The following is a 22,358-nucleotide window of genomic DNA, read 5'->3' as shown; positions in this document are numbered from 1 at the left end:
CGCTCTCTGTACATAAGGGCCTTTATCACTTCGTCCTCATCATAGCCGATAACAAGAAGTTTAATGTTGAAGATAATTATAGCATTCCCAGATTATTAGTCAAGTAGGAATATGAAAATGAGCTGCTTCTGTCTAAACTGACCGCTGATTTTTCTCAGATGGCTTCGGAATACATAAAAAGCCGCCCCTCGCGGGACGGCTCATCAAACGCTTCTTAAGCGTTGCTTGTTTGCTTTGCAGCGTTAGCTAGGCTTGCGAATCCTTTTGCATCGTTAACAGCCAGATCAGCCAGCATCTTGCGGTTTACTTCGATACCAGCAAGCTTCAAACCATGCATCAATTTGCTGTAGGACAATCCGTTGATACGGGCTGCAGCATTGATCCGAACGATCCAAAGACGACGGAAATCGCGTTTTTTCTGACGGCGATCCCGGTATGCGTACATCAGGGATTTCATAACCTGTTCGTTAGCTGTTTTGAATAAGCGGTGCTTGGAGCCAAAGTAGCCCTTTGCAAGCTTCAAAATCTTTTTATGACGACGACGAGTGACGAACCCGCCCTTAACTCTTGCCATAGTGTTCAACCTCCTAGAATTAGTGAATCATTATTGCAGGTGTTGCAGAATTAACCCTTAATCAAAGAAATTTGCTGCTTCAGGCGTTTTACATCCCCAGTTGCCATAATAGGCTGCCCGCTTAATGTACGCTTCTGGCTTGGTGATTTACCATACATCAAGTGGTTTTTGTAAGCCTTATATCTCATGACTTTACCAGTCCCAGTGATCTTTATACGGTTTTTCAAGCTGCTGTGTGATTTCATCTTCGGCATCTTGGTATATCCTCCTTCAAATTAGGCTTGCTTAGGTGTCAAAATCATAATCATACTGCGACCTTCAAGCTTCGGTCTGCGCTCAACAACGGACAATTCCTCAACTTCAGTCGCCATCCGCTCCAAAACTTTTTGACCGATGCTAGCGTGGGTAATCTCGCGTCCCCGGAATCGAACGGACAGTTTCACCTTATCGCCTTCATTCAGGAACTTAACCACATTGCGCATCTTCGTCTGGAAGTCGTGTTCATCGATCGTGGCGGACAAACGCACTTCCTTGAGCTCGACCACTTTCTGATTCTTACGGGCTTCCTTCTCTTTCTTCTGCATTTCATAACGGAATTTACCGTAATCCATAATCCGGCATACCGGCGGCTTCGCGGTAGGAGCTACATTGACCAGATCGAGACTCGCGTCTGTAGCAATTTGCATTGCTTCGCGAATCGGCTTAATCCCTAATTGTTCTCCTTCAGGACCGATCAAGCGAACTTCTTTGACACGAATTTCATCATTAACCATATGATCTTTACTAATAACGTTCCACCTCCAAAGTTGTGAAGCATGAATGAACTCCAAACAAAAAAGATGCGAGCAGTTGTTAACCGCCCACATCTCATCTCATTCCGCAATTCAACTAATCCATTAGAATGAACGTTATGCGTGAACCAGCCAACGAAGTTGGTCAGGTGAGAAGCGGGCGCCTCTGCTTAGTGCATATCTTGTTAAAGACACTCTTGCTACTATATCATCAACTGCGCGACCTGTCAAACTCAAAAGGACCGTGCAATTAACCTTGCTTGCTCTGAATTTCTTCCATGCGTATGACACGTGTGTGCTGCGTATGACTCCATGTCTTGTTGTTCTGAGTAAAGAACGCATAGAGCGTAATCGGGTACCAAGAGATTAAGAAGATCGGGAATGTAATGAGCGATACGTACATTTTCCACGATTTGACCTTCTCAAGCATAAGCGCAACTGGGAACTGCAAGTAGATGAACAGCGTAAGTCCCGTAACCAATCCGCCAGGTAAATAATCATACAGCGAGCTGAGCTTGGCCACACCCGGTAAGAACAAGTTGATCCACAGGATGGAGCTAAAAATAAAGCCTAGCAATACGTTGTACACATTCACGGTGTAGATGGCCGTATCAATCTTAGCCCAATTGCGTTCCTTCAGTCCTTGCCATAACAGTGGGAAGAAGTAACGTCTTGCTACTGCAAAGTGACCCTGCATCCAGCGCAAGCGCTGACGTGCAGACGCCTTGAACGTCAAAGGCTTCTCGTCAAACACCTTCGCTTCATAATTGAAAGTCGGGTTAATACCGCGTTGCACGCAACGAACCGTGAACTCCAAATCTTCGACGAGGCTTGTTGCTCCCCAACCCATCTCCTTAAGCAGGGACGATTCGAAACACATCCCGGTTCCCCCAAGGAAATTCGCCAATCCCAAGTTCTTACGAGGCAGCTGCCACAGACGGTTGCAATACCAGTAAGTAACACCATATGCAGCTGTGATCCAGGAATCCTGCGGGTTCTTCGTATCCAGATAAGCTTGAATAACTCTGGAGCCTGAGCACAAGTCGTTATTCATATGCTTCAGGAAGTCTGCATTGACCAAGTTGTCGGCATCAACAATAACTACACCGTCATAGGACTTTGGCATCTTCCACAATTCCTTCAGCATCCACTCAATTGCATATCCTTTTCCTCTCAAGGCCGGATTGTTACGTACGCAAGCTTTAGCTCCCATACTTGTAACAATTTGCGCGGTCTGATCGGTGCAATTGTCGCAAATAACGAATACATCATACATCTCTTTGGGATAGTCGAGTTTATTCAAGTTATCGATTAACGCCCCCACAACCTTCTCCTCATTGTGAGCCGCTACCAGGATTGCAAAAGTTTTCTGAGCGGGATGTTGAACTTTGGCGGTACGCTTGTAATAACCAAAAAAAGTGAAGAACAGTTGGTACCCTCCCATACCTGCCAATAACAGCTGCATGGTAAGTACGATATAGTCTAGCATGAATGACCCCCCTTTTGTTTATATTGACCCTTTCTCTCTAGTACGTTGTAGTGTAAAAATTTAGCAAAGGTATACAAATGTGTGACCGAATATGATTTTCCTCTCTTTACACCGATTTGTCAAAATCCCATTTTCGCTCCAATAAGTCAGAAATTAAGGAATATGATGATTTTATCGGGTCTTAGGGCTTAACTCTTACGCATTACAGCCAATTGCTTCGTCTATCCACCAGTTTGCTGTATATTTATAAATTTGGTGAAGGTACGAGTTCCATTATACTGAACCACTCCTCACGAAACAACCTTAACTAAGGCCTATTTTAAGACCTATCTGCTAAGACCTTTCGACTTTTTTCGCACCCTTTCAACCCGTTTTGCCTTTAGTTAAGTCGAAATGAAGCGGTTCACGACGAACACTATATGGAGACTAAATTGGAATGTCTATCCTGCGTTAGGTTATAATGGACGTGATCTCCTCTCATACAAGGATTTCATTATATTCAGTATAACCATGTATGCTTTTCGGATATCATGTTAAATTAATTTTCATTTATTATTGCGATAATACTCTGCTAACAAATGCAGCTTACACTTAAGCTGTAATCCTGGAAGCTTATAGCTTTCGTAATACATTTGCTCCAGCAAATGTTTAAGGAGGAACCTTCTATGAGCCGTGTTGTAAGTTGGCTGCTGCACCATGAAAATCAACTGTTCTTTTGGGTCAATCGTCGTTTGCAGCATGCTGTTCTGGATCGGTTGTTCGGAGTTATTACTCACTTAGGCGGTGCCACTGCTACTATACTGACGTGTGTAGGGGTTGCAATTGTTGCAGAAGGACCGTTGCGATCTTCTGCGTGGCAAGCTTTGATTGCCTTGGTGATCAGTCACATCCCTGTTGCATGGGTGAAAAAAAAGTATCCGCGTCAGAGGCCTTATCTTACTCATTCCAATGTGAATTTCGGAAAAAACCCGTTAAAGGATCATTCCTTTCCTTCTGGACACTCGACGGCAATCTTCGCTGTTGTTGTTCCATTCGTCTGCTTCGCTCCCGCTAGCGGCATTATTCTTTTTCCGCTCGCAGCCTCGGTAAGCCTATCGCGTATTTATCTAGGCTTACATTATCCATCCGACTGCCTTGCAGGCAGCTTGCTGGGAACGTGCTCTGCTTTGCTCACAGTTGCATTGATCGGCTGACTTCGATTATTGTTAGGTTATCGTATGGCTAGTACTGCTGATGGAGCCTTGGAACATTGGATAAAGGGTTAGGTGACGACCGTTGAGAAAGAAACGAATCTTGCTGCTATCCGAAGGATTCGGAGCAGGCCATACGCAAGCTGCTCACGCTTTATCCGTGGGATTGCGACAACTCTCACCCCATTTGAGGACGCGCGTTATGGAGCTTGGAACATTTCTGCACCCTACGCTTGCGCCATGGATTTTTTCCGCATACCGAAAGACACTTATATCCCAACCGAAACTGTACGGAATGGTGTACCGTTCCCAATATAAGAAGTCTCTGAATCGAATTACCCAGCTTGCGCTCCACCGAATCTTCTACAGTCAAACATCAGAATTAATTCAACAATTGAAGCCCGACACGATCGTCTGTACCCATCCTTTTCCGAATATTGTCGTATCTCGTTTGAAGCGTGCTGGACTTAATGTCCCCCTTTGTACAGTTATTACCGATTATGATGCACATGGGACTTGGATCAACCCAGAAGTCAATAAATACTTGGTTTCAACCGCAGAGGTGAAAGACAAGCTTATGCAAAAAGGGGTTCCTGACCACTCCATTGAAGTAACCGGAATTCCGGTACACCCCAATTTCAGGGAACAGCATAATCGGGAGGAACTCCGTCAGCAGTTCGGTCTCAAGCAAATGCCAACGGTTCTCGTAATGGGTGGCGGTTGGGGTATGGTGGACAAAGAAAACCTGATGTCGTATTTAACCTGCTGGCGGGACCGCATCCAATTCATTTATTGCATGGGCAACAATGAGAAGCTGCGTCAGGAGCTTGCAGAACAAGCCGAGTTCCAACATCCGAACATTCATCTGCTCGCCTTTACCCGTGAGATTGATAAGTTAATGGATGTATCCGATCTGCTAATCACCAAACCCGGTGGAATGACCTGCTCTGAGGGTCTGGCCAAAGGAATCCCGATGTTATTCTATAGTCCGCTCCCAGGACAAGAAGAAGAGAACTGTCAATATTTCACCGAGCAAGGGCTTGGCGAACAAATCAAATCCCTTGAGACGATTGATTCCTGTTTCGAGAATCTGGTTCGCCACTATCCTCTCATTCAAGAACGCAGGGCAGCAATGATACAAGACTGGCCTATCAGCAACCCCAATCCTTGCACCCTTGCCATTATGCAAATGCTGTCATAGCACGCACTATACAAAAGGACCGTCCGGAGACTTAATTCCAGACGGTCCTCTTGCTTATTTCATTCCTCTTCTTGCTGCTCTTCAGCCTTATTCGCAGACAGCTGCTGTAAGTGCAGACGCAACGCACTTTCTCCCAACACCACTTCAATCCGGTGTATGGGGAAGCCGCGCCCAGAGAATTTGCTTTCGTATTCGGTCATCACATTGTCAGGAGCCGGACCATCCGCATGCAGATCAAGCGAAATGTTCCTCATTCGAAGTCCCATGTCAGCGAATGTATTCAGCGAGAATTCAAATAAAGTGCGGGAGTCCGTTTTGAAATGGATCTCACCGTTCTCATTTAATAACTCCTTATATTTGAGCATAAAGCCGGAATGAGTCAATCGGCGGCGGGCATGCTTCTTCTTCGGCCAAGGATCACTGAAGTTGAGATAAATACGATCAATCTCGCCAGGAGCAAAGGCCTCCTCTATCCGTTCAATGTTCATGCGAGCAAGAGCCAGATTCGCTGGTGCTGCCCCATCCTCACGATCAGCTGCCAAACGGGCCTTCTCACTTGCCCTGCGAACCAGCTCATCATACATATCCACACCGATATAGTTAACATCAGGATGGAGTACGCTCATCTCAGAGATGAACTTCCCTTTTCCCATGCCAAGTTCTACATGAATGGGCTTGTCATTACCGAAAAAATCTTTCCAACGTCCTTTGTAATCGCTTGGTGTAAGAATAATCAGTTCCTTTTGACTTTCGATCGCTTCTTTTATTCCTTTTCTACCTCTTAACCGCATAGCTGCTGATCCTCCACAAAATGCTTATTGTGACAACGCGCGCCGGGGCTGCATACGTTGTCAACGTTAGTAGTCCCATCATACAGCAAAAAGAAAACCTCCTCAACAAATCCCGCAGGATCCGCTGAAGAGGTGCTTGTTGAATCGTTATATGTCCAAAGTGTAATAATGAATCTTCTCAGCTTCCGGCATCAACTTATGTTCCAATTCCCTTCGAAGCTTCCGCTTCGCACTCAAAGCTACAAGACTAGCAGGCTGGAACCGCGAACCTCCGCTCAAAGCCAACGCTTCCTTCACAGTCAATTCAATCATGATCTTCTCATCGCCATTCGGAATCTCAAATGTTGAATTCATCGTTATCACCTCTCGGATTTATTTCCAGTATGCCCTTCGCTGAACATGTTTATGAATCCAAGTACGAATTGTGGTGGAATGCTTGCTGTATCTTGGTTTTAATATAACATACCATGTCAGGTTTATCAAGTAAAAAGCAACAATTGGACGCTGATTTACTTCCAAAAAACATTGTTAATATTGCATAATAAAACGTCCGGCTATTTAGCTAAACATGTTGAAATTTATGTAGATAGCAAGCTTCATTGGTAGAAGAAGCCTGCATTTGTTACAATGGAAGCACAGGACACCCTGCTGTCAACAATGTAAGACGAAGGAGTTATAGGCTATCTATGAATGGCATAATCCGGCAACACCAGCAACCTCTCCTTTGGGGGGATAAACGATTTCATACATGGAATTATGAAATGCGCGAGCAATTTGACACCAAGGTGTTCAAAGTGATGTTAGACGCAGGCTTCACTTGTCCCAATCGGGACGGGAGTATAGCGGCCGGCGGCTGCACATTCTGCAGCGCTCGCGGCTCAGGGGATTTTGCAGGAAGCCGCAGAGATGATCTGGTTACACAATTCAATACGATTCGTGACCTCCAGCACCTGAAATGGCCGGAAGCGAAGTATATTGGTTATTTTCAAGCCTATACGAACACTTACGCACCCGTTGATGAATTGCGCGAGTACTATGAGATCATTTTGCAGCAGCCTGGAGTAGTTGGATTATCGATTGCGACCAGACCGGACTGCTTGCCCGATGATGTTATCGAGTATTTGGCGGAGCTGAACGAACGCACTTACTTATGGGTCGAGATGGGTCTGCAGACGGTGCATGAGGAAACCTCCACGCTGATCAATCGCGCCCATGACACCCAGTGCTACCTGGACGCCGTAGCCAAGCTGCGCAAGCACAACATCCGCACCTGCGCCCACATCATCTACGGATTACCTGGAGAAACGCATGAGATGATGCTTGATACAGGCAGAGCCGTTGCTGCTATGGATGTACAGGGCATTAAGATCCATCTGTTACACCTGATGCGTAAGACTCCTATGGTGAAGCAATATGAAGCAGGGCTGCTGCGCTTTCTGGACAAGGACGAGTATGTGAAGCTGATCGTAGATACGCTTGAGTTTCTGCCGTCCGAAATGATCGTCCATCGACTTACTGGGGATGCTCCGCGTGATCTGCTTATCGGTCCGATGTGGAGCTTGAAGAAGTGGGAAGTATTGAATGCCATCGATGCTGAATTAAAGTCTCGTAATACATGGCAAGGGAAACTGTCGCCCCTGTCCTAACTTATTAACGGGAGTTGATTAGGTATGAATAGAGAAACTCACTCACAACTATTAAAGATAGCTGTCAAAAATTTCGTCCTCTGCGGATCATTATCCTTGACTCTGCTGTTAGCTGCTTGCGGGGAGGACAAACCGGACGCGACCTCCCCTAATGGAAGCAGCTCCAGAATGGTAGAGCCTGTAACGGCCAGCTCTACCCCATCCGGGATATCAACACCAGCCAGGACCGATTCACCGACAGAGTCACCGAAAGCGACGTCTCGGCCTGACGGTCCATCCATGTCTCCTATACAAACTCCAGGGTCGCAAGTAAGCGATCTGCCCAAGTCGGAGCCGGTAAATACTCAGCTTAACCAGACCCAAACCGCGACCCCTACTCCGACAGTACAAGCGGCTCCTGCCACATCTGTGCCGGTTCCTGCAGCCACAGCGGTTCCGCCAGCTCCACCTGCGCCTACAGCAGCGCCTGGTATTAGTGAACCAGCAACGGCTGCATCCACACCTGCTGCTGCTGCTGCTAGTGTTGATGCCGGCGTCCAGGCTGAGACTCTGTACAAGAGCAACTGCATGTCCTGCCACGGGAACTCGCTAGAGGGCAAAATCGGACCGAACCTGCAAAAGGTAGGGGCCAAGCAGACGAAGGAGCAAATTATGACTCAGATCAGCAAAGGCGGCTCCAGAATGCCCGCATTCGAGAAGAGCCTTGATCAAGCCTCGGTTGAGCTTTTGGCGGACTGGCTGGCAGCGAAGAAGTAGGTAGCAGCCTGAGCACAGATCTATATGACGGAGAGATGAGCAATTCGATGTAATCGGGGCGAATTCGCATTCATTAGCCACGCCCCAATCTGCTACATATCCTGTAATTGAGCTATTGCTGAACAAGAAGCGACAGACGACTTCTGACGGCTTCGAACGCGATTGAAATGAAAGAACAGAGTGGTGATTGACATGGGATTCAGATCCGTATTAAGCAGCGCGCAGCATTGGGTATCCGAACGATTGCAACCCGGAGACATTGCGATAGATGCTACTGTAGGGAACGGCGTGGATACACTGTTCCTCTGCCTTGCAGTTGGGCCGACAGGTTCCGTGTACGGCTTCGATATTCAACAGCGCGCGCTGGATATTGCTGAGCAGCGCATCGCCGGGCATGGTGCTGGCAGTAATCGTACAGCCAGCTGTAAGCTGTACCTCCGCAGCCATTCCGAGATGCTTGACGCCCTTCCCGCCGATGTCATCGGTCGAGTCGGGGCAGTCATGTTCAATCTCGGCTATTTGCCAGGAGGAACCGCAGTTGATGGCGGAGGGCCCGGACAGCCCCCCATTATTACACAGCCTGAGACGACTATCCCTGCGCTTGAAGCTGCTCTAAGTGTTCTGACAACAGGAGGAGTCATAACGATCGTTCTATACAGCGGACACGAGGGGGGCAGCCTGGAAGCAGACGCTGTCCGCGCGTGGACCGAGCAGCTGCCGCAAGAGCAATATCAAGCTGTCCACTACCGCTTCATTAATGTCCGAGCAGAGGCACCCTACTTGATTGCTATCCTTAAGAAGAAGCCGTCTGCCAAATCATCATTCATATAAGGAGACAATGATTCACGATGACGATTAAGCCTTATCCCTTGCAATTCCAAGCAGAAATGAAACAACGTGTCTGGGGCGGCCGTGCCCTTGAGCAATTCGGACTTGATCTGCCCGATGGTCCGATCGGAGAAGGCTGGATGATCGGAGATCATCCGAATGGAACGACTAAGGTTATGAACGGTGAGTTAGCCGGTCTAGGTCTTGATGAGGTGCGTTCCAAATATGGTGCGACTTTATTCGGTAACCGGGCATTGGTTGATGCGAGCACTCGTTTCCCTCTATTGATCAAGCTGCTTGATTGTAACGATGACTTGTCGGTTCAGGTGCATCCTGATAACGACTATATCGGACTTCCTGCCGGGGAGCTCGGCAAGACAGAGATGTGGTACATCCTTGATGCCAAGCCGGGAGCCAAGATTATATACGGCCTTCAGCCGGGCGTCACACGTGAGAGCTTCGCTGAAGCGATACACGAAGGCCGCATTATGGAATGTATGCAGGAAGTGGATGTCAAGGCCGGCGATTCCTTCTATATTCCTGCTGGTACTGTCCATGCCCTATGCGCTGGTGTCCTCGCTGCAGAGATTCAACAAAATTCGGATACAACCTATCGCCTCTACGATTACGATCGACCTGGTCTTGACGGCAAGCCCAGGGAATTGCACATCGAAGATTCCTTGGCGGTCATCGCCTACGAAGGCAACGATGCAAGTCGAATGACTACTGAATTAGCCGGACCGAATGAATGGCTTATGCTAGCCAGATCCCCTTACTTCGTTGTCGAGAAAGGTTCAGTTGAAAGTTCATGGGAGCTGCAAACAACCCCTGACAGCTTCGTCGTCCTTGTAATATGCGACGGAACAGGCACACTTAAGTGGGCAGATGGTGAATTATCGGTAAAGTCAGGTGATTGCTTCTTGTTACCCGCTACACTAGGTGATTATAAGCTTGAAGGAGCTTATACTTTACTCCGCAGCTACTTGCCTTAAATAAGCTGAAAAAGCCTATTACCCCTTTTGGGCGGGTTGTAGGCTTTTACATTACACACATGGTAGGAGAAGAACGAGGAATGGAACATCCCACATTAGAAATGCTGCTCTTCCTGATTGCAGCTGGTTTCCTTGCGTCATTCATTGACTCTGTTGTCGGGGGAGGCGGCCTTATATCTGTCCCAGCCTTAATGCTCACCGGATTACCACCTGGTATCGTGCTCGGAACGAATAAGTTAGGCGGCACGATGTCCTCCCTGACAAGCTCCACTTCCTTCCTTTTATCAGGGAAAATTAATATGCGGTTAGTCCGGTGGTTATTCCCGCTAGCTCTTGCGGGATCCATAGCTGGGGCCTTAACAGTTCGATTCATTCCAGCCTCATTCCTCAAGCCGATCGTGGTCGTTCTTCTTGTACTCGTAACCTTATACACCTTGTTCAAGAAAAACTGGGGCAGTCTGTCTACATATAAAGGCATAGGCAGAGGCACTGCACTGGTAAGTGCAATCGTGGCATTGGTTATAGGTTTCTACGATGGATTCTTCGGTCCCGGGACAGGCTCTTTCCTCATCTTCGCTTTTCTTCTGCTTGGCTTCGATTTTGTTGGTGCGGCTGGAAATGCGAAGGTTCTCAATCTGGCAAGCAACCTTGGAAGCTTAATTACGTTTACAATAATGGGCTATGTGAATTTCTATTATGGTATACCCATGGCGATTTCGATGATCTTCGGTGCATTAATTGGCTCGCGTGTGGCTATTCGCAATGGAGCAGGCTATGTGAAACCGCTCTTTATCGCTATGTCCACTCTGCTTATCGGCAAGCAAATATGGGATTTCATGCACAATTAAGTACAGAATACCGATGAGGAGGAACCAGTATGTCAGAAGCAGCAGCAAACAAGCTTAATGCAGTGTGGTTGTATTCGGGCAAGGAAGTGCGCAATAACGAGGAGCTTGATTCGTTTATAAATTGGTGCGCTCGCAATAAAGTAGGCAAAGTGCTTCTGCACCTTCCCCCTCGCGCCAAATCGGTAAGCGTCGAAATGCATAATCAAGTAGGAGCATTAATCACTGCTTGCCGTGCGGATGGAATCGAAGTACACGGAATGGTAGGGGCTTTAATCCAACGGACCTCTGACCGGAACGAGTTATTGTTCGATGACCCTTCCTGTTATTGTGTAGATGCCCATGGAATCAACAGTTGGGAGGAGCCGATCAGCGGCAACGCCTTTGTGTTCGATCCAGGGAAGCCGCAAGTAGTCAGAACCATTAGCCGTAACTGCTCAGATCTGCTTGACGCATTCCCGGGATTAGCTGGCATTCACCTGGATTTTGTTCGTTACTACCATTATGAGAGCATTCTAACGCTGGATACGAAGCATGCAGGTCACTGGCTGAGCAGCGTGCCTAAGAAGGGTCAGAAACTGCGGTTGGAGAATGAAAACGGGGAGCGGACGACCTTTTTCGTCGAAGCTTCTTCTAATTCGTACAACGATCCCCCTATCGGGGACAAGGTCGTTCTGAAACGCGATTATCGGTTTTGCTTCTGCGGTGACTGTATCCGCGGATTCACAGGGGAGACCGGGATTCAGCTTCCAAAGGAGCTTGGTGACACTACCTCTGAGCAGTCGGCATGGATTTTACGGGAACATCCGCACGAATGGGCTGCGTATAGAGCCAGTCTCATCACTGAGGTTATTCGTTCCATTCACACGACGGTGAAGGCTGCCCATCCATCTGCGCAAATATCGGCAACCATTTGGTACAACGCCCCCTATGGGAACGAACTGCGGCAAGAACCGCTGCAAGCTGGCAGTGAATACGAATTATTCGGGCAGAAGTGGGAGAACTGGATTACCGAGCAACTGGTCGATTTCATATGTCCGATGGATTATTGGTTGAATGCTGACAGCTTCGGACAAGTAGTAGGGGATCAGATTAGAAGAGCAATCGTTGCTGCTGGCCCACGTTCTGCTGTACCGTTCTACCCAGGCATCCTGCACTCGCCAGAATATGAGATATCTGCAGAGCAGCTGCAAGTATATGAACAACAAGCCCTTAGCTCAGGAGCTACAGGCATCTGTTTCTTTCATTTCGGTTCGTGGAAACACATTCTATAGACGATAGTGAGTCAGGAGGAGCCTTATGAAGCATCCATTGCGTAAAATCTTGAAAGAATGGCTAACCCCGCTGGCAATTGCCATTATTCTAAGTATTGTTGTACAAACCTATGTAGCTCAAGCGGTCAAAGTCCCTACAGGGTCTATGCTGCCTAGCATCCAGGTCAACGATCGGTTGATTATTGAGAAAATGTTGCAATTCACGACATGGGAGCATGGTGATATCGTCGTATTCAATCATGATGCCAACGGCAAAGGAACAGTCCGTTATGTTAAACGGTTGATCGGACTGCCCGGGGATACGATTGAAGTACGGGACGGTGTGCTGTTCCGAAATGGAGTACAAGCAGACGAGCCTTATTTGACAAGCCGCATGAACTATTCGTTCGGCCCCATACAAGTGCCTGATGAGCAATATTTCTTTCTGGGCGATAATCGCAATAACAGCTATGACGGACATTTGTGGCCTAACCGCTTCGTGCCAGCCGATGAGCTGATGGGGAAAGTTATATTGCGTTTCTATCCTTTCAATCATATCGGTACGATTTAATTACACAGAAAAAACCTCAAGCAGGCGGGATCCAGTCTGCTTGAGGGAATGTTTTTTTCAACCTTTCAATTAAGGGCCCTACTGCCTCTACCCCAGACCAGAATAGCTCCATATCCGCTTCCAGTTTGGCTATCATCTCACGATTCGGAAATAGTTCCTGCATGAAGTAGCTGCGATCGCCGAGCAACTCCTCTTCTTGAATCAACTTCATGTCATCATGATCCCAAACTCCCTCATTGATGTTACGCCGAACTGAGAGGTACATCCCCGAACGCACGAGCTGTCCCTGAGTCTCATCGCTTATTGCAATGTGGAGCATGTCCATCGCCAATCGACAATCCCCGTCCTTTGGCACCATACCGTAGATAGCCCCGATTTTCCTTGCCTTAACTGGTCCGAATGGCAGCTGCGCAATCTTGGCCTGGAATGGCATGCCGCCCGCGCGCCACACCCCAAGTTCTACGTTCGTAGTTAGCGTCATCGCTGCTTTACCGTAATAGAAAGGGCCGAATCCTTTGATCTCTTTGGGATACACTAACAGGCTCCGATCCCGGAAGGCCATCCTGCGAATAACCTCTAACACTTCAGCAAGGCGATCCGCCTCCTCCCTAATATTCGTGAAGGATATGTTGTTCTGCTGGGCAATAATCGGCCAACGGTTCCACGAAGGAGCTACACAAAAACCATAAATATCTGTAATCCCATCGCGATCTGTATCGATCGTAAGTGCTTTGGCGGTTTCTTGAAACTCATCCATCGACCAACTTTTATTTGGAAAAGGCACCCCATGCTCTCGGAAAATCGTTGGATTATAGACTAGAAAAACCGTCGACATCGAAAGCGGCAAGGATCTTAACGTTCGGTCATCATTACTCGGTGATTGAAGAAGGCGCGGATAGATCTGGAGTCCCTCTGTGTCGAATTCTCCAGCCAAATCCACCCATGACGAGTCCTCGGATTCTTGACGCAGCTGACTGTCCGTCAAAAGAATCAGGTCTGCCTTTAAGCCCGAGTTCTCTACATTCTCTATAGTCTCCCAGAACACCCATTTCGGAAAAGACAGCACCTGCACATCTACTTCAGGATGCTTCAGTCTGAATTCGGCAAGTATGTTCTGGAGGTTGTATTCCACGAAGTAGGATGGAGCATCAGCGAATATGCGAAATGTTGCGTTCGGACGCGGCACGTATGTCGGGTTCACGATGGAGCATCTGCCATTCTGGGTAATGACGACTCCGTCAGCCACAAGCAATTGCAGCGACTTCCGAACAGAGACCCTGCTCATCTGATAATGTTTGGCTAGGTCATTCTCCGACATCAAGGATTCCCCAGGCTTGATCTTACCCGAATTGATCTGTTCCCTTAAGGTGTTCGTCAGCTGGATATATAAGTAATCTTCTCCCCGTTTCATACCTTCGAACCCCCTATTCTTTGTCCTTAGACAAATTGTACCATGCGCCCGATAGCTCATCAACGGGAAAACAATCGCGGCACACGTCTCTCGGCATGCGAGCCAAAATCCGCAAAAATACAAAATGCCCTCCCGACGTACCTGACAGCTGATGTTAATTAAGGACAAAATAAAGTTGTAGCATTCCTCTAGGAATCATTTACAATGGGGAATGTAAGTTAAAACCCAAAAATGAAACGAGGTTGTACGATGAAAAAACTTGCCATCGAAGGTGGAACTCCAGCCCGCAGCAAACCATTGCCGCCCAATTACCCGGGTGCGGTAGTCATGGGACAAGAGGAGGCCGATTTCGCATCCAAGGTCATTCTGGCGCAGTCTCCTTTTCGATACTATTCACCTAATCCTCAAACTGCAGTACAAAAGCTGGAAGATGCTATGTCAGCAGACTTGAATATTCCTTATGTACTGGGAGTGACATCCTGTACGGCGTCTCTTATTGTATCTATGAAAGCGCTTGGAATTGGATACGGGGACAAGGTCATTGTGCCTGCCAACACTTTCCTGGCCACTCCTGGAGCAGTTGTATGCTGCAACGCGGTTCCGGTATTCTGCGACATCGACGAGAGCATGAACTTGGATCCTGCTGCGCTTGAGCAAGTATACGATGAAGATGTGAAAGCGATCATCGTTGTGCCTATTCTCGGTAATCCGGTTGACATGGACCCTATTATGGAGTTCGCCAAGCGCAAAAACATTCCCGTCATTGAAGATGTGGCTCAATCCTGCGGTGTTACTTATAAAGGACAACACGCCGGCACGATTGGAACAATCGGAGCGTTCAGCTTCCAGATGAACAAGATCATCACGGCTGGTGAAGGCGGAGCGGTTGTCACACGTGATATCAAGCTGTTCGAACGCGCTATTCGCTACCACGATCAAGGCATTCTGCGCCATAGGGACCGCTACGGTATGGATTCACCTGACGATCAATTCGCCATAGTCGGACAAAACTATCGGATGAGCGACATCACAGGAGCTGTAGTATATGAGCAATGGAAGAAGCTTCCCTCTATTATCGCTTCGATGAGACAATCGCATCAAACTGTTAAACAGGCGCTCGCAGAGCAATTCCCTGAATTGAAATTCCGCGATTGCCCAGATCCAGACGGACAGATCGGATCTAATCTGGGAATGATCCTGCCTTCCGCTGAGGCTGCTGCTGCTTTTAATAAAGCTACACAGGCTGAGAATATAAGCACACACTTGCTGTATTTGGGTAAGCCGGCTTATCGGACACCTGCTATCTTCAACCAACGCACGGCTGATAAAGATAATTTCCCGTTCAACTACCCATTCAAGAATCCGGTTGTATATAGCGATGATATGTGTCCTCGGGCTATTGATCTGATTCCGAGAACGACTTTCCTGCCCCTTGCTCCGACTTTGACTGAGCAAGATGTGGAAGAAATTATCGAAGGCATTTCCAAGGTATATGCATTCCTAAGAGATCAACAATTGGCAGGTAAGAACTAAAGCCATGCCGCAGATGGCAGGAGACTTCATTCATGATTCAATCTAATACACCGCTACCGAATCGCTGGCTGATTCTGCAGCTCGTTAACCTGGGGACGTTCATGACAACATTGGATGTCGGTATTGTCAACCTGGCTCTACCGACGATGGCCTATGAGTTCGAAACAAACTTATCCTATGTCCAATGGGTCGTGACCTCGTATTTGCTGACAATGGTTGCCCTGCTGCCTATATTAGGCAAACTGTCGGATAGGCTCGATAGAAGGAAAATCTACAGCTGGGGATTCCTGATCTTCGGTCTAGGCTCCTTGTGCGCAGCACTATCCAGCAGCCTGCTAACGATTATTATTGCGCGATGCATACAAGGTGTCGGCTCTGCAATGATCATGGCGAACAGCCAGGCGATGGTTAGGGCTATATTCCCGGATCACGAGCGCGGGAAAGCACTGGGGATCAATACAATCGTAATGTCGATTGGTACGTTATCTGGTCCTGCCATAGGGGGTTTCCTGATGGAAATCGCCGGATGGCCGCTGCTGTTCTGGCTCAATGTTCCGCTTGGCGTGGTCGCCCTTGTGTTCGGCTTACGTTGGTTCCCTGATACTGAGAGGGCCTACCATCCGCTCGATCTATTAGGTTCAACCCTGCTCGCCTTAGCGACGACGATCTTGCTCTATGCGGCTGTAGTCGCTGAGCAGAACGGATTCACGACCCTTGTGCTGAGCCTGGGCGCGGCCGGTATCGCCCTGATTGTCATCTTGCTCGTCTATGAACGCAAGCTCGAGCATGGTATCCTCGATCGGATCTTGTATAAGAACAAGTATATCGGCATCGGCAACTTGTCCGCCTTCCTGTTCTACGCCGCTCAGATGGCGTCACTAATCCCGATCACGTTCTACATGCAGAACGTGCTGCAGCTGTCGACGCGGAATGTCGGCCTGCTCCTGGCCATCCAGCCTGTGTTCATGGGCATCATGGGCCCAGTGGCCGGCTGGTACCGCGATCGCTATGGTGCGCGCATCCCCACGACGGCAGGAGCGATATGCTGCGCACTGTCCACGCTGCCGATCATATTGGGCAGTGAAGTGTCCGTGTGGGATACGGTTTTGTACAGCTCGTTGTTCGGCTTAGGCAGCGGATTCTTCCTTGCTTCCAACAATGCCGACATCATGGGCAACGCCCCGGCAGCCAAGGCAAGCTTGGTTGGCAGCATGCTCGCCCTCATCCGCTACTTGGGGATGATTGTCGGGATTGGCTTAGCCGTTTTGCTAGTAGGTCAGCTAGGCGGTGCTGCAGTAGATACTGCGGTGCTCGCATCTAAGATTCGCTGGTTATTCGTAATATGCTGCGCATTTGCATTGTGCTTGACGGTGTTTAGCTGGATGAGACCGAAAAGACGGAACGTTTAACGTTCCGTCTTTTCTATGGGCTAGTGGAAGGTTCGATATTTAGGATGAGGACGAAGGCGAGGCTATTCGCCTCTTATTGTGAATGGCGTCGATTCAGTAGGTGCTTGCAGAGACCTTGCTAGCTTCTGCCGCTTCTTTCACACTCAGACGTTCATACCGTGATAAGCAGAAACGAATTATGAATAAACAAAGAATAGTAAGAAACACAATACCAGCAAACATGGCACCTCGAATATCATTCAGGAAAAATAAAACGGTCAGCATGCAGCATCGGGACAAACACACGATACATTCACGCCAAAGCAATACCCTCAGCTTGCCCATCGGGCTCAAATGGTTAACCGAACGGAAAACTTTGATCATCCAATTAATATTGAAATAGAACATCCCGATTGTGGACAATATATTAGAGACTACCAAAAGCGGAGAAATATATGCTATGGATATCAAAAAACCAATAGACATGCATGACATCCCGAGCAAGATCCAGGTATTTTCAGATAACCGGACTCTTCGATACAAATACAGGGCTGCAAAGGAAGATAATGTATATGCCGTATTGAGCAGCGCGATAAGCAGCTTATTCTCGGTTACATGGAACGTAAATAGCAGCACGAATAAATTTTGAAATTGTATAAACACGCCTACTGCAAAAAAAGCTATGTTCAACCATTTGTCACTGCGATTACGAAATAGATTGCCATACGCCATCCCTTTGTACCACTCGCCTTCTTCCTTGACTACATGAGTCAATGATAAATTAGGGACAAGCTTCGACAAAGCAAGCATCACTGTAACGATAATCAGCATCATCAAGAATGAGCCCGGATAGCCGAACCATTGAATGATTAATGCTGATGCAATGGGAACCGTAACCGAGGCGATTTGCTGAAAAACATTAACATAGGAATAGTAGCTTCCCAAATCCTTCACTTGCCCGGATAAAGAAATGCTAAGGTTATGAGCCGCATAGAAGGACCCGAAGGTGAGGCCGACAAAAGCACCGATTAGAACAATCCACAGGATCCGATTATCCAAATGAAGAAATGAAAGGGAAGTAAACACCACCAGCCCCGCTATCGCTGATAAGGCGAAAACGAGGCGAATGGAATAACGCGTCATCAAGTGTGCTCCAAGTGTGAACCCAATGCTCCAACCAATGAACAAGGACATATTAAATAGTGCTATATCGGAGATCTTCTTGCCGTCTTCCCAAATATACAAATTAATGAAAATGCCGATGTAGATATATATCACTTGTGCTACAATATTCATGATCAACAACTTGCGTAAATCGCTGCTTAATCCCACTTGATTGGTCCACTCCCGACAGGTTAACTCCATACCGATTATTGTCTAATCCATTATGCACACATTATGGCAGATCAATCAACATGAAATAACTATCCGCGGCGGCAACCAGGTCTATTGTTGTTTCATCTGTGCTTCTTGCAGAATCTCGCTCTTGCAGCAACTGTCCGTTAATAGAGAGAGACCCTTCTATGTTGAAGACGTACGTTCTGCGGGAACTATCTTGATTGAATGTGATCCGTTCACCCGCATCCAAGCGAGACAAGTATAAGGTCATGTCCTGATGAATATGAGCGACTCTGTGTTCGGAATGGGCTTTACTCGATACAACGGGAAGCAAAGCTCCGTGCATGGCGGCTTGATCGTAAGCGAACTGCTCGTAAGAAGGCTCGAGTCGACTCTGATCTGGCAAGAACCATAGTTGAAGCAGGTGCAGCTCTTCATCCTTGGAAGGATTGACCTCCGAATGGGTAATTCCAGTTCCAGCCGTCATGCGTTGAATTTCTCCAGGTAAAAGAATTTCCTTGTTACCCATGCTGTCTTCATGCTGGATCCGGCCTTTGAGCACAACGGACACAATTTCCATCTCTCTATGAGGATGCATACCGAATCCATTCTCAGGTTGAACAATATCATCATTGAATACGCGAAGCGGACCAAAATTCATGTTGGCAGGATCCCGATATTCGGCAAATGAAAATCCGAAGCGGCTTTGCAACCACCCGTGGTCAGCGGAGTAACGACTGGAAGAAGGATATACTTGTAACATAATAACATCTCCTTTAAGATTAGATTGAGCAAGTTTAGAATAGCAAGTGATCGATGGAGTAAATGCCAGCTCCTGCGAATGCGACACCTAATGAAACTGCAATGAGCACTACGTTGTATTCAATCCCGTTTGCAGTGACCCAATAGCCATTACTTCCATGTACTTTAATGATGGCTACTAACATTGTAACAATAATAATGGCCGCTGCAAGAGGAGTCAAGAAGCCTGCTGCGAATAGTATGCCTCCTCCGACCTCCAGCAAACCAGCCAGAACGGCCATCAGAATACCTGGACGAATACCGATGGATTCCAACCATCCACCTGTACCTTTTGGGCCGTAGCCGCCGAACCAACCAAATAATTTCTGAACACCGTGACCAATGAATGTCAGTCCGATCACGATACGAATAATAAGTAATCCTAAGCTTAACATAAAGCAGCATCTCCTTTTCATCATATTTTTTGTTTGTTGCTTACTTTATGTTAGTATAATATCGCGGACACTTACTTTTGTCAAGTAACTATGTTATAATTATTTCAGGAGATGATAATCATGGATTCCATGGACTCAGCACACCCAATGCATCTTTGTCCCAAGTTCGAAACCGCTTTTGAGATTTTGGGTAAACGATGGACCGGTCTCATTATTCAAGTATTAATGAACGGACCATTACGATTTAAAGATATCTCGAATATGATTCCAGGTATGAGTGACCGCATGCTCACAGAGAGATTCAAAGAACTGGAGCAGCAAGGTGTCCTTATCCGCAGAGTCTACCCTGAGATGCCGATCCGTATCGAATACGATCTAACCGATAAAGGTCGCGCCCTCCGTGATGTAATGGCAGAGGTCCAGAAATGGGGAGACCAGTGGTTGGTGTAGAAATAGGGCGCATTTGCCGGGAGCAACGAAACTAGACCGTCCGGGAACCGGACGGTCGTTTTGTTTGGAGGAGCATCTTATAAACACCATACAAAAAATGGCTAGTTCATATTACAATCAGCAGGCTAAAAGGGCCTATAAGTAAACGGTCTTTCCCGTTGCGCGACTTTCATTAGCTGCTTCAAGGAAACGAACAATAGCGAGCGTCTCTTCTGGATCGATGCCAAGTTTCCCAGTCCGAAACATGTCCATTGCTCGTTCAAGTAATCCTGCATACTTGGGTTTTGGATGGTTCCCTACATCCACGAACTGCGTGCCATTGGTACGATGAATTAATGCTCCATTGGTGCGGTTGCCTTTGCGGTTCCCGCGTATCGTACCGATCCGACCGTCTGCCCACAACGCTGTAATACCCTCGTAGTGATCGTTCGCGATGGCCGTTACCTGCACACAACCGCGTCCCAGGATGGCATGCAGCATCTCGGCGCAATGAATACCATACCAGAATAACCCCGGTTGGGTAGGCTGTAATTCTATCGGACCGTAACAATCGGCGCCAATAATATCTCCTCTCGCCCCGTCCTGCAGAGCAATAACAAGATCTTCCGCGTATCTGAGCGAGGAGGAGCTCATCACAGGGACACTGTGCTCACGAGCAAGCGCCATGATCGCTTCAGCATCTGAGGAAGTGACCGCGAATGGTTTATCGATAAAGACCGGCTTGCCGAAAGGGGCAATAGCTCGGAATTGCTCCAAATGTACCCTACCATCGACGGAGGTGAGTAAGATCGCGTCCGACTGCTCAGCCACTTCTTCCAATTGATCCGTGATCTTAACCCCGTACTCCTCTCTTACGGTTGTTGTAAATCTGTCTACCCTGGACCAGCTCAGCTCAAAATCAGGAGATCCACCCTGAAAAGCTATCGTTACTCGACCGCCACCCACGTGAAACGGTGCATTCTCATCATTAAGCAGCTTTGTAAAAGCTCTACTATGGGATGTGTCTAATCCGATCATGCCTATTCTCAATGCGTTACTCAAAGTGTGATTTCTCCTTCCCTATTAGCTGCAACCTACAACACGATCTCTTTTCCCGTACGTCCTGATTCATAGATAGCCAGAATAACATCCACCGCTTTACGAGCTTCCTCTCCTGATATCAGAGGATCGCGATCTTCTCGAATCGCGGAGATCATATCATCTACGAGAATGTAGTGACCGTCTTTCGTTATCTGGGTCGGGTCTGTCTTGGAGCTGATCCTTCCTTCTACAATTGGAGCGGCTTCATCATGGTCAATAAATTTCCACTGGCGGATACCATCATCGTCAAAAATAATCGTTCCCTTTTCTCCGTGAAGCTCATAACGAGCCCCTTGATTCGGGTAGACGGATGTAGTGCCCTGAATGACACCGAAAGCGCCATTCTTATATTTCACTACAGCTACTGCGGTATCTTCTACCTCAATCTCTCTTACTAACGGAGCAGAGTAAGCGAATACGGAGTGCACTTCACCAGCTAGCCACAGCATCAGGTCGATCCCGTGGACACCTTGGTTCATCAAGGCTCCGCCGCCGTCGATCGCCCAAGTGCCGCGCCAGCCCGCGCTGCGATAGTACTCCGGGCTGCGGTAATACTTCTGGTACACATCGCCAAGCACCAGCTTCCCAAGCTTATTCTCACGTATCGCTTGTTTCACAGCAGCGGCAGCAGGCATGAACCGGCGTTGATACACACAGCCCAGCTTCACATTGTTCCCGCGTGCTGCCTGGATCATTTCGGTCATACGCTCGCTGTTGATCTCCAACGGTTTCTCGCAAAGCACATGCTTCCCAGCTTGGCTTGCGGCCACACTCAGTTGCCCATGAAGCCCACTCGGTACGGTAATGTTAACGACACTGATCTCGTCATTCTTAAGCATCTCTTCTATGTCTGTATAGATGTACGGAATGTTGAACTCCTCTGCCAGCTTACGGGCTTTGTCTATATCTTTATCGACGACGGCTGCAAGCTGCGCTTGGGGATGCGCAACAATCGCCCGAGCATGTTGGGGAGCAATAACCCCTGCTCCGATCAGGGCGAACTTGGTGATGTCCGACTTCATGATTATTCCTTCC

Annotated in this window: 24 protein-coding genes; 12 read left to right on the top strand and 12 right to left on the bottom strand. The window is 47.8% G+C overall.

Annotated features, from left to right (window positions below):
• Positions 1-214: 214 nt before the first annotated feature.
• The 4 genes from rplT to AC58QD_RS16465 all read right to left on the bottom strand — a co-directional run bounded on the left by rplT (position 215) and on the right by AC58QD_RS16465 (position 2,854).
• Positions 215-574 carry a 50S ribosomal protein L20 gene (rplT, locus tag AC58QD_RS16480; RefSeq protein ID WP_497335123.1) on the bottom strand — a complete coding sequence of 120 codons (360 nt, stop codon included), beginning with the start codon at positions 572-574 and terminating at the stop codon, positions 215-217.
• 50 nt (positions 575-624) lie between these two features.
• Positions 625-828, bottom strand: a complete 204-nt coding sequence (gene rpmI / locus AC58QD_RS16475) for a 50S ribosomal protein L35 (RefSeq protein ID WP_497335121.1) — start codon at positions 826-828, stop codon at positions 625-627.
• Between the two features lie 21 nt (positions 829-849).
• Entirely contained in the window at positions 850-1,347 is a 498-nt protein-coding gene (infC, locus tag AC58QD_RS16470) for a translation initiation factor IF-3 (RefSeq protein WP_497335430.1), read from the bottom strand.
• A gap of 268 nt (positions 1,348-1,615) precedes the next feature.
• Complete coding sequence (locus AC58QD_RS16465) at positions 1,616-2,854, bottom strand: glycosyltransferase family 2 protein (protein WP_497335119.1); 1,239 nt, start codon at positions 2,852-2,854, stop codon at positions 1,616-1,618.
• 665 nt (positions 2,855-3,519) lie between these two features.
• Between AC58QD_RS16465 and AC58QD_RS16460 the strand changes: the two genes are divergently transcribed.
• Both AC58QD_RS16460 and AC58QD_RS16455 read left to right on the top strand, forming a co-directional pair.
• Positions 3,520-4,047 carry a phosphatase PAP2 family protein gene (locus AC58QD_RS16460; protein WP_497335117.1) on the top strand — a complete coding sequence of 176 codons (528 nt, stop codon included), beginning with the start codon at positions 3,520-3,522 and terminating at the stop codon, positions 4,045-4,047.
• Positions 4,048-4,129: 82 nt separating this feature from the next.
• Entirely contained in the window at positions 4,130-5,245 is a 1,116-nt protein-coding gene (locus AC58QD_RS16455) for an MGDG synthase family glycosyltransferase (RefSeq protein WP_497335115.1), read from the top strand.
• A gap of 59 nt (positions 5,246-5,304) precedes the next feature.
• Here AC58QD_RS16455 and trmB read toward each other — a convergent pair whose 3' ends face one another.
• Both trmB and AC58QD_RS16445 read right to left on the bottom strand, forming a co-directional pair.
• Complete coding sequence (gene trmB / locus AC58QD_RS16450; protein WP_497335113.1) at positions 5,305-6,036, bottom strand: tRNA (guanosine(46)-N7)-methyltransferase TrmB; 732 nt, start codon at positions 6,034-6,036, stop codon at positions 5,305-5,307.
• 147 nt (positions 6,037-6,183) lie between these two features.
• Positions 6,184-6,390: a hypothetical protein gene (locus tag AC58QD_RS16445; RefSeq protein ID WP_497335111.1), complete on the bottom strand. Its 207-nt coding sequence runs from the start codon at positions 6,388-6,390 to the stop codon at positions 6,184-6,186.
• 332 nt (positions 6,391-6,722) lie between these two features.
• Here AC58QD_RS16445 and mnmL point away from each other — a divergent pair, with 332 nt between their 5' ends.
• From mnmL to lepB, 7 genes are all read left to right on the top strand, one after another.
• Positions 6,723-7,682: a tRNA modification radical SAM protein MnmL/YtqA gene (gene mnmL / locus AC58QD_RS16440; RefSeq protein WP_497335109.1), complete on the top strand. Its 960-nt coding sequence runs from the start codon at positions 6,723-6,725 to the stop codon at positions 7,680-7,682.
• 24 nt (positions 7,683-7,706) lie between these two features.
• Positions 7,707-8,438: a c-type cytochrome gene (locus AC58QD_RS16435; RefSeq protein ID WP_497335107.1), complete on the top strand. Its 732-nt coding sequence runs from the start codon at positions 7,707-7,709 to the stop codon at positions 8,436-8,438.
• Positions 8,439-8,630: 192 nt separating this feature from the next.
• The gene (gene mnmM, locus AC58QD_RS16430; protein WP_497335105.1) at positions 8,631-9,269 is read left to right on the top strand and encodes a tRNA 5-(aminomethyl)-2-thiouridylate-methyltransferase MnmM; all 639 of its coding nucleotides are present in this window, start codon (positions 8,631-8,633) and stop codon (positions 9,267-9,269) included.
• Positions 9,270-9,286: 17 nt separating this feature from the next.
• A complete protein-coding gene (locus AC58QD_RS16425) occupies positions 9,287-10,258 on the top strand; it encodes a type I phosphomannose isomerase catalytic subunit (RefSeq protein WP_497335103.1) in 972 nt (323 codons plus the stop codon).
• An 80-nt stretch (positions 10,259-10,338) separates the two neighbouring features.
• Positions 10,339-11,106 carry a sulfite exporter TauE/SafE family protein gene (locus AC58QD_RS16420; protein WP_497335101.1) on the top strand — a complete coding sequence of 256 codons (768 nt, stop codon included), beginning with the start codon at positions 10,339-10,341 and terminating at the stop codon, positions 11,104-11,106.
• Positions 11,107-11,135: 29 nt separating this feature from the next.
• Positions 11,136-12,377: an alpha-amylase family protein gene (locus AC58QD_RS16415; protein ID WP_497335099.1), complete on the top strand. Its 1,242-nt coding sequence runs from the start codon at positions 11,136-11,138 to the stop codon at positions 12,375-12,377.
• Positions 12,378-12,402: 25 nt separating this feature from the next.
• Positions 12,403-12,927 (top strand): signal peptidase I, encoded by a 525-nt coding sequence (gene lepB, locus AC58QD_RS16410; protein ID WP_497335097.1) that lies wholly within the window; start codon positions 12,403-12,405, stop codon positions 12,925-12,927.
• 16 nt (positions 12,928-12,943) lie between these two features.
• On the opposite strand, the gene AC58QD_RS16405 is transcribed toward lepB, so the two are convergent.
• Entirely contained in the window at positions 12,944-14,338 is a 1,395-nt protein-coding gene (locus AC58QD_RS16405; protein ID WP_497335095.1) for a GntR family transcriptional regulator, read from the bottom strand.
• A gap of 249 nt (positions 14,339-14,587) precedes the next feature.
• Between AC58QD_RS16405 and AC58QD_RS16400 the strand changes: the two genes are divergently transcribed.
• Both AC58QD_RS16400 and AC58QD_RS16395 read left to right on the top strand, forming a co-directional pair.
• Positions 14,588-15,871 (top strand): DegT/DnrJ/EryC1/StrS family aminotransferase, encoded by a 1,284-nt coding sequence (locus AC58QD_RS16400; protein WP_497335093.1) that lies wholly within the window; start codon positions 14,588-14,590, stop codon positions 15,869-15,871.
• 32 nt (positions 15,872-15,903) lie between these two features.
• Positions 15,904-17,280, top strand: a complete 1,377-nt coding sequence (locus AC58QD_RS16395; RefSeq protein ID WP_497335091.1) for an MFS transporter — start codon at positions 15,904-15,906, stop codon at positions 17,278-17,280.
• Between the two features lie 93 nt (positions 17,281-17,373).
• Here the strand turns inward: AC58QD_RS16395 and AC58QD_RS16390 are convergent, their stop codons facing one another.
• From AC58QD_RS16390 to AC58QD_RS16380, 3 genes are all read right to left on the bottom strand, one after another.
• Entirely contained in the window at positions 17,374-18,591 is a 1,218-nt protein-coding gene (locus AC58QD_RS16390) for an MFS transporter (RefSeq protein WP_497335089.1), read from the bottom strand.
• A 64-nt stretch (positions 18,592-18,655) separates the two neighbouring features.
• Positions 18,656-19,360, bottom strand: coding sequence for a pirin family protein (locus AC58QD_RS16385; protein WP_497335087.1), 705 nt, complete (start codon positions 19,358-19,360; stop codon positions 18,656-18,658).
• Positions 19,361-19,394: 34 nt separating this feature from the next.
• Positions 19,395-19,793, bottom strand: coding sequence for a DoxX family protein (locus AC58QD_RS16380; protein WP_497335085.1), 399 nt, complete (start codon positions 19,791-19,793; stop codon positions 19,395-19,397).
• 120 nt (positions 19,794-19,913) lie between these two features.
• Here AC58QD_RS16380 and AC58QD_RS16375 point away from each other — a divergent pair, with 120 nt between their 5' ends.
• Positions 19,914-20,243 carry a winged helix-turn-helix transcriptional regulator gene (locus tag AC58QD_RS16375; protein ID WP_497335083.1) on the top strand — a complete coding sequence of 110 codons (330 nt, stop codon included), beginning with the start codon at positions 19,914-19,916 and terminating at the stop codon, positions 20,241-20,243.
• A gap of 135 nt (positions 20,244-20,378) precedes the next feature.
• Here the strand turns inward: AC58QD_RS16375 and AC58QD_RS16370 are convergent, their stop codons facing one another.
• Positions 20,379-21,284, bottom strand: a complete 906-nt coding sequence (locus tag AC58QD_RS16370; RefSeq protein ID WP_497335081.1) for a Gfo/Idh/MocA family protein — start codon at positions 21,282-21,284, stop codon at positions 20,379-20,381.
• A 32-nt stretch (positions 21,285-21,316) separates the two neighbouring features.
• Entirely contained in the window at positions 21,317-22,345 is a 1,029-nt protein-coding gene (locus AC58QD_RS16365; RefSeq protein WP_497335079.1) for a Gfo/Idh/MocA family protein, read from the bottom strand.
• Between the last annotated feature and the right edge of the window lie 13 nt (positions 22,346-22,358).

It is taken from the genome of Paenibacillus sp. J2R1T-4, assembly GCF_059692235.1.
The sequence above is the reverse complement of the archived record's forward strand: the minus strand, read 5'-3'. Positions and strand labels throughout refer to the sequence as shown.

Bases quoted from the DNA above. Each gene is read 5' to 3' on its own strand.
- rplT (WP_497335123.1), bottom strand. From the start codon at position 574: ATGGCAAGAGTTAAGGGCGGGTTCGTCACTCGTCGTCGTCATAAAAAG.
- rpmI (WP_497335121.1), bottom strand. From the start codon at position 828: ATGCCGAAGATGAAATCACACAGCAGCTTGAAAAACCGTATAAAGATC.
- infC (WP_497335430.1), bottom strand. From the start codon at position 1,347: ATGGTTAATGATGAAATTCGTGTCAAAGAAGTTCGCTTGATCGGTCCT.
- AC58QD_RS16465 (WP_497335119.1), bottom strand. From the start codon at position 2,854: ATGCTAGACTATATCGTACTTACCATGCAGCTGTTATTGGCAGGTATG.
- AC58QD_RS16460 (WP_497335117.1), top strand. From the start codon at position 3,520: ATGAGCCGTGTTGTAAGTTGGCTGCTGCACCATGAAAATCAACTGTTC.
- trmB (WP_497335113.1), bottom strand. From the start codon at position 6,036: ATGCGGTTAAGAGGTAGAAAAGGAATAAAAGAAGCGATCGAAAGTCAA.
- AC58QD_RS16445 (WP_497335111.1), bottom strand. From the start codon at position 6,390: ATGAATTCAACATTTGAGATTCCGAATGGCGATGAGAAGATCATGATT.
- mnmL (WP_497335109.1), top strand. From the start codon at position 6,723: ATGAATGGCATAATCCGGCAACACCAGCAACCTCTCCTTTGGGGGGAT.
- AC58QD_RS16435 (WP_497335107.1), top strand. From the start codon at position 7,707: ATGAATAGAGAAACTCACTCACAACTATTAAAGATAGCTGTCAAAAAT.
- mnmM (WP_497335105.1), top strand. From the start codon at position 8,631: ATGGGATTCAGATCCGTATTAAGCAGCGCGCAGCATTGGGTATCCGAA.
- AC58QD_RS16425 (WP_497335103.1), top strand. From the start codon at position 9,287: ATGACGATTAAGCCTTATCCCTTGCAATTCCAAGCAGAAATGAAACAA.
- AC58QD_RS16420 (WP_497335101.1), top strand. From the start codon at position 10,339: ATGGAACATCCCACATTAGAAATGCTGCTCTTCCTGATTGCAGCTGGT.
- AC58QD_RS16415 (WP_497335099.1), top strand. From the start codon at position 11,136: ATGTCAGAAGCAGCAGCAAACAAGCTTAATGCAGTGTGGTTGTATTCG.
- lepB (WP_497335097.1), top strand. From the start codon at position 12,403: ATGAAGCATCCATTGCGTAAAATCTTGAAAGAATGGCTAACCCCGCTG.
- AC58QD_RS16405 (WP_497335095.1), bottom strand. From the start codon at position 14,338: ATGAAACGGGGAGAAGATTACTTATATATCCAGCTGACGAACACCTTA.
- AC58QD_RS16400 (WP_497335093.1), top strand. From the start codon at position 14,588: ATGAAAAAACTTGCCATCGAAGGTGGAACTCCAGCCCGCAGCAAACCA.
- AC58QD_RS16395 (WP_497335091.1), top strand. From the start codon at position 15,904: ATGATTCAATCTAATACACCGCTACCGAATCGCTGGCTGATTCTGCAG.
- AC58QD_RS16385 (WP_497335087.1), bottom strand. From the start codon at position 19,360: ATGTTACAAGTATATCCTTCTTCCAGTCGTTACTCCGCTGACCACGGG.
- AC58QD_RS16380 (WP_497335085.1), bottom strand. From the start codon at position 19,793: ATGTTAAGCTTAGGATTACTTATTATTCGTATCGTGATCGGACTGACA.
- AC58QD_RS16375 (WP_497335083.1), top strand. From the start codon at position 19,914: ATGGATTCCATGGACTCAGCACACCCAATGCATCTTTGTCCCAAGTTC.
- AC58QD_RS16365 (WP_497335079.1), bottom strand. From the start codon at position 22,345: ATGAAGTCGGACATCACCAAGTTCGCCCTGATCGGAGCAGGGGTTATT.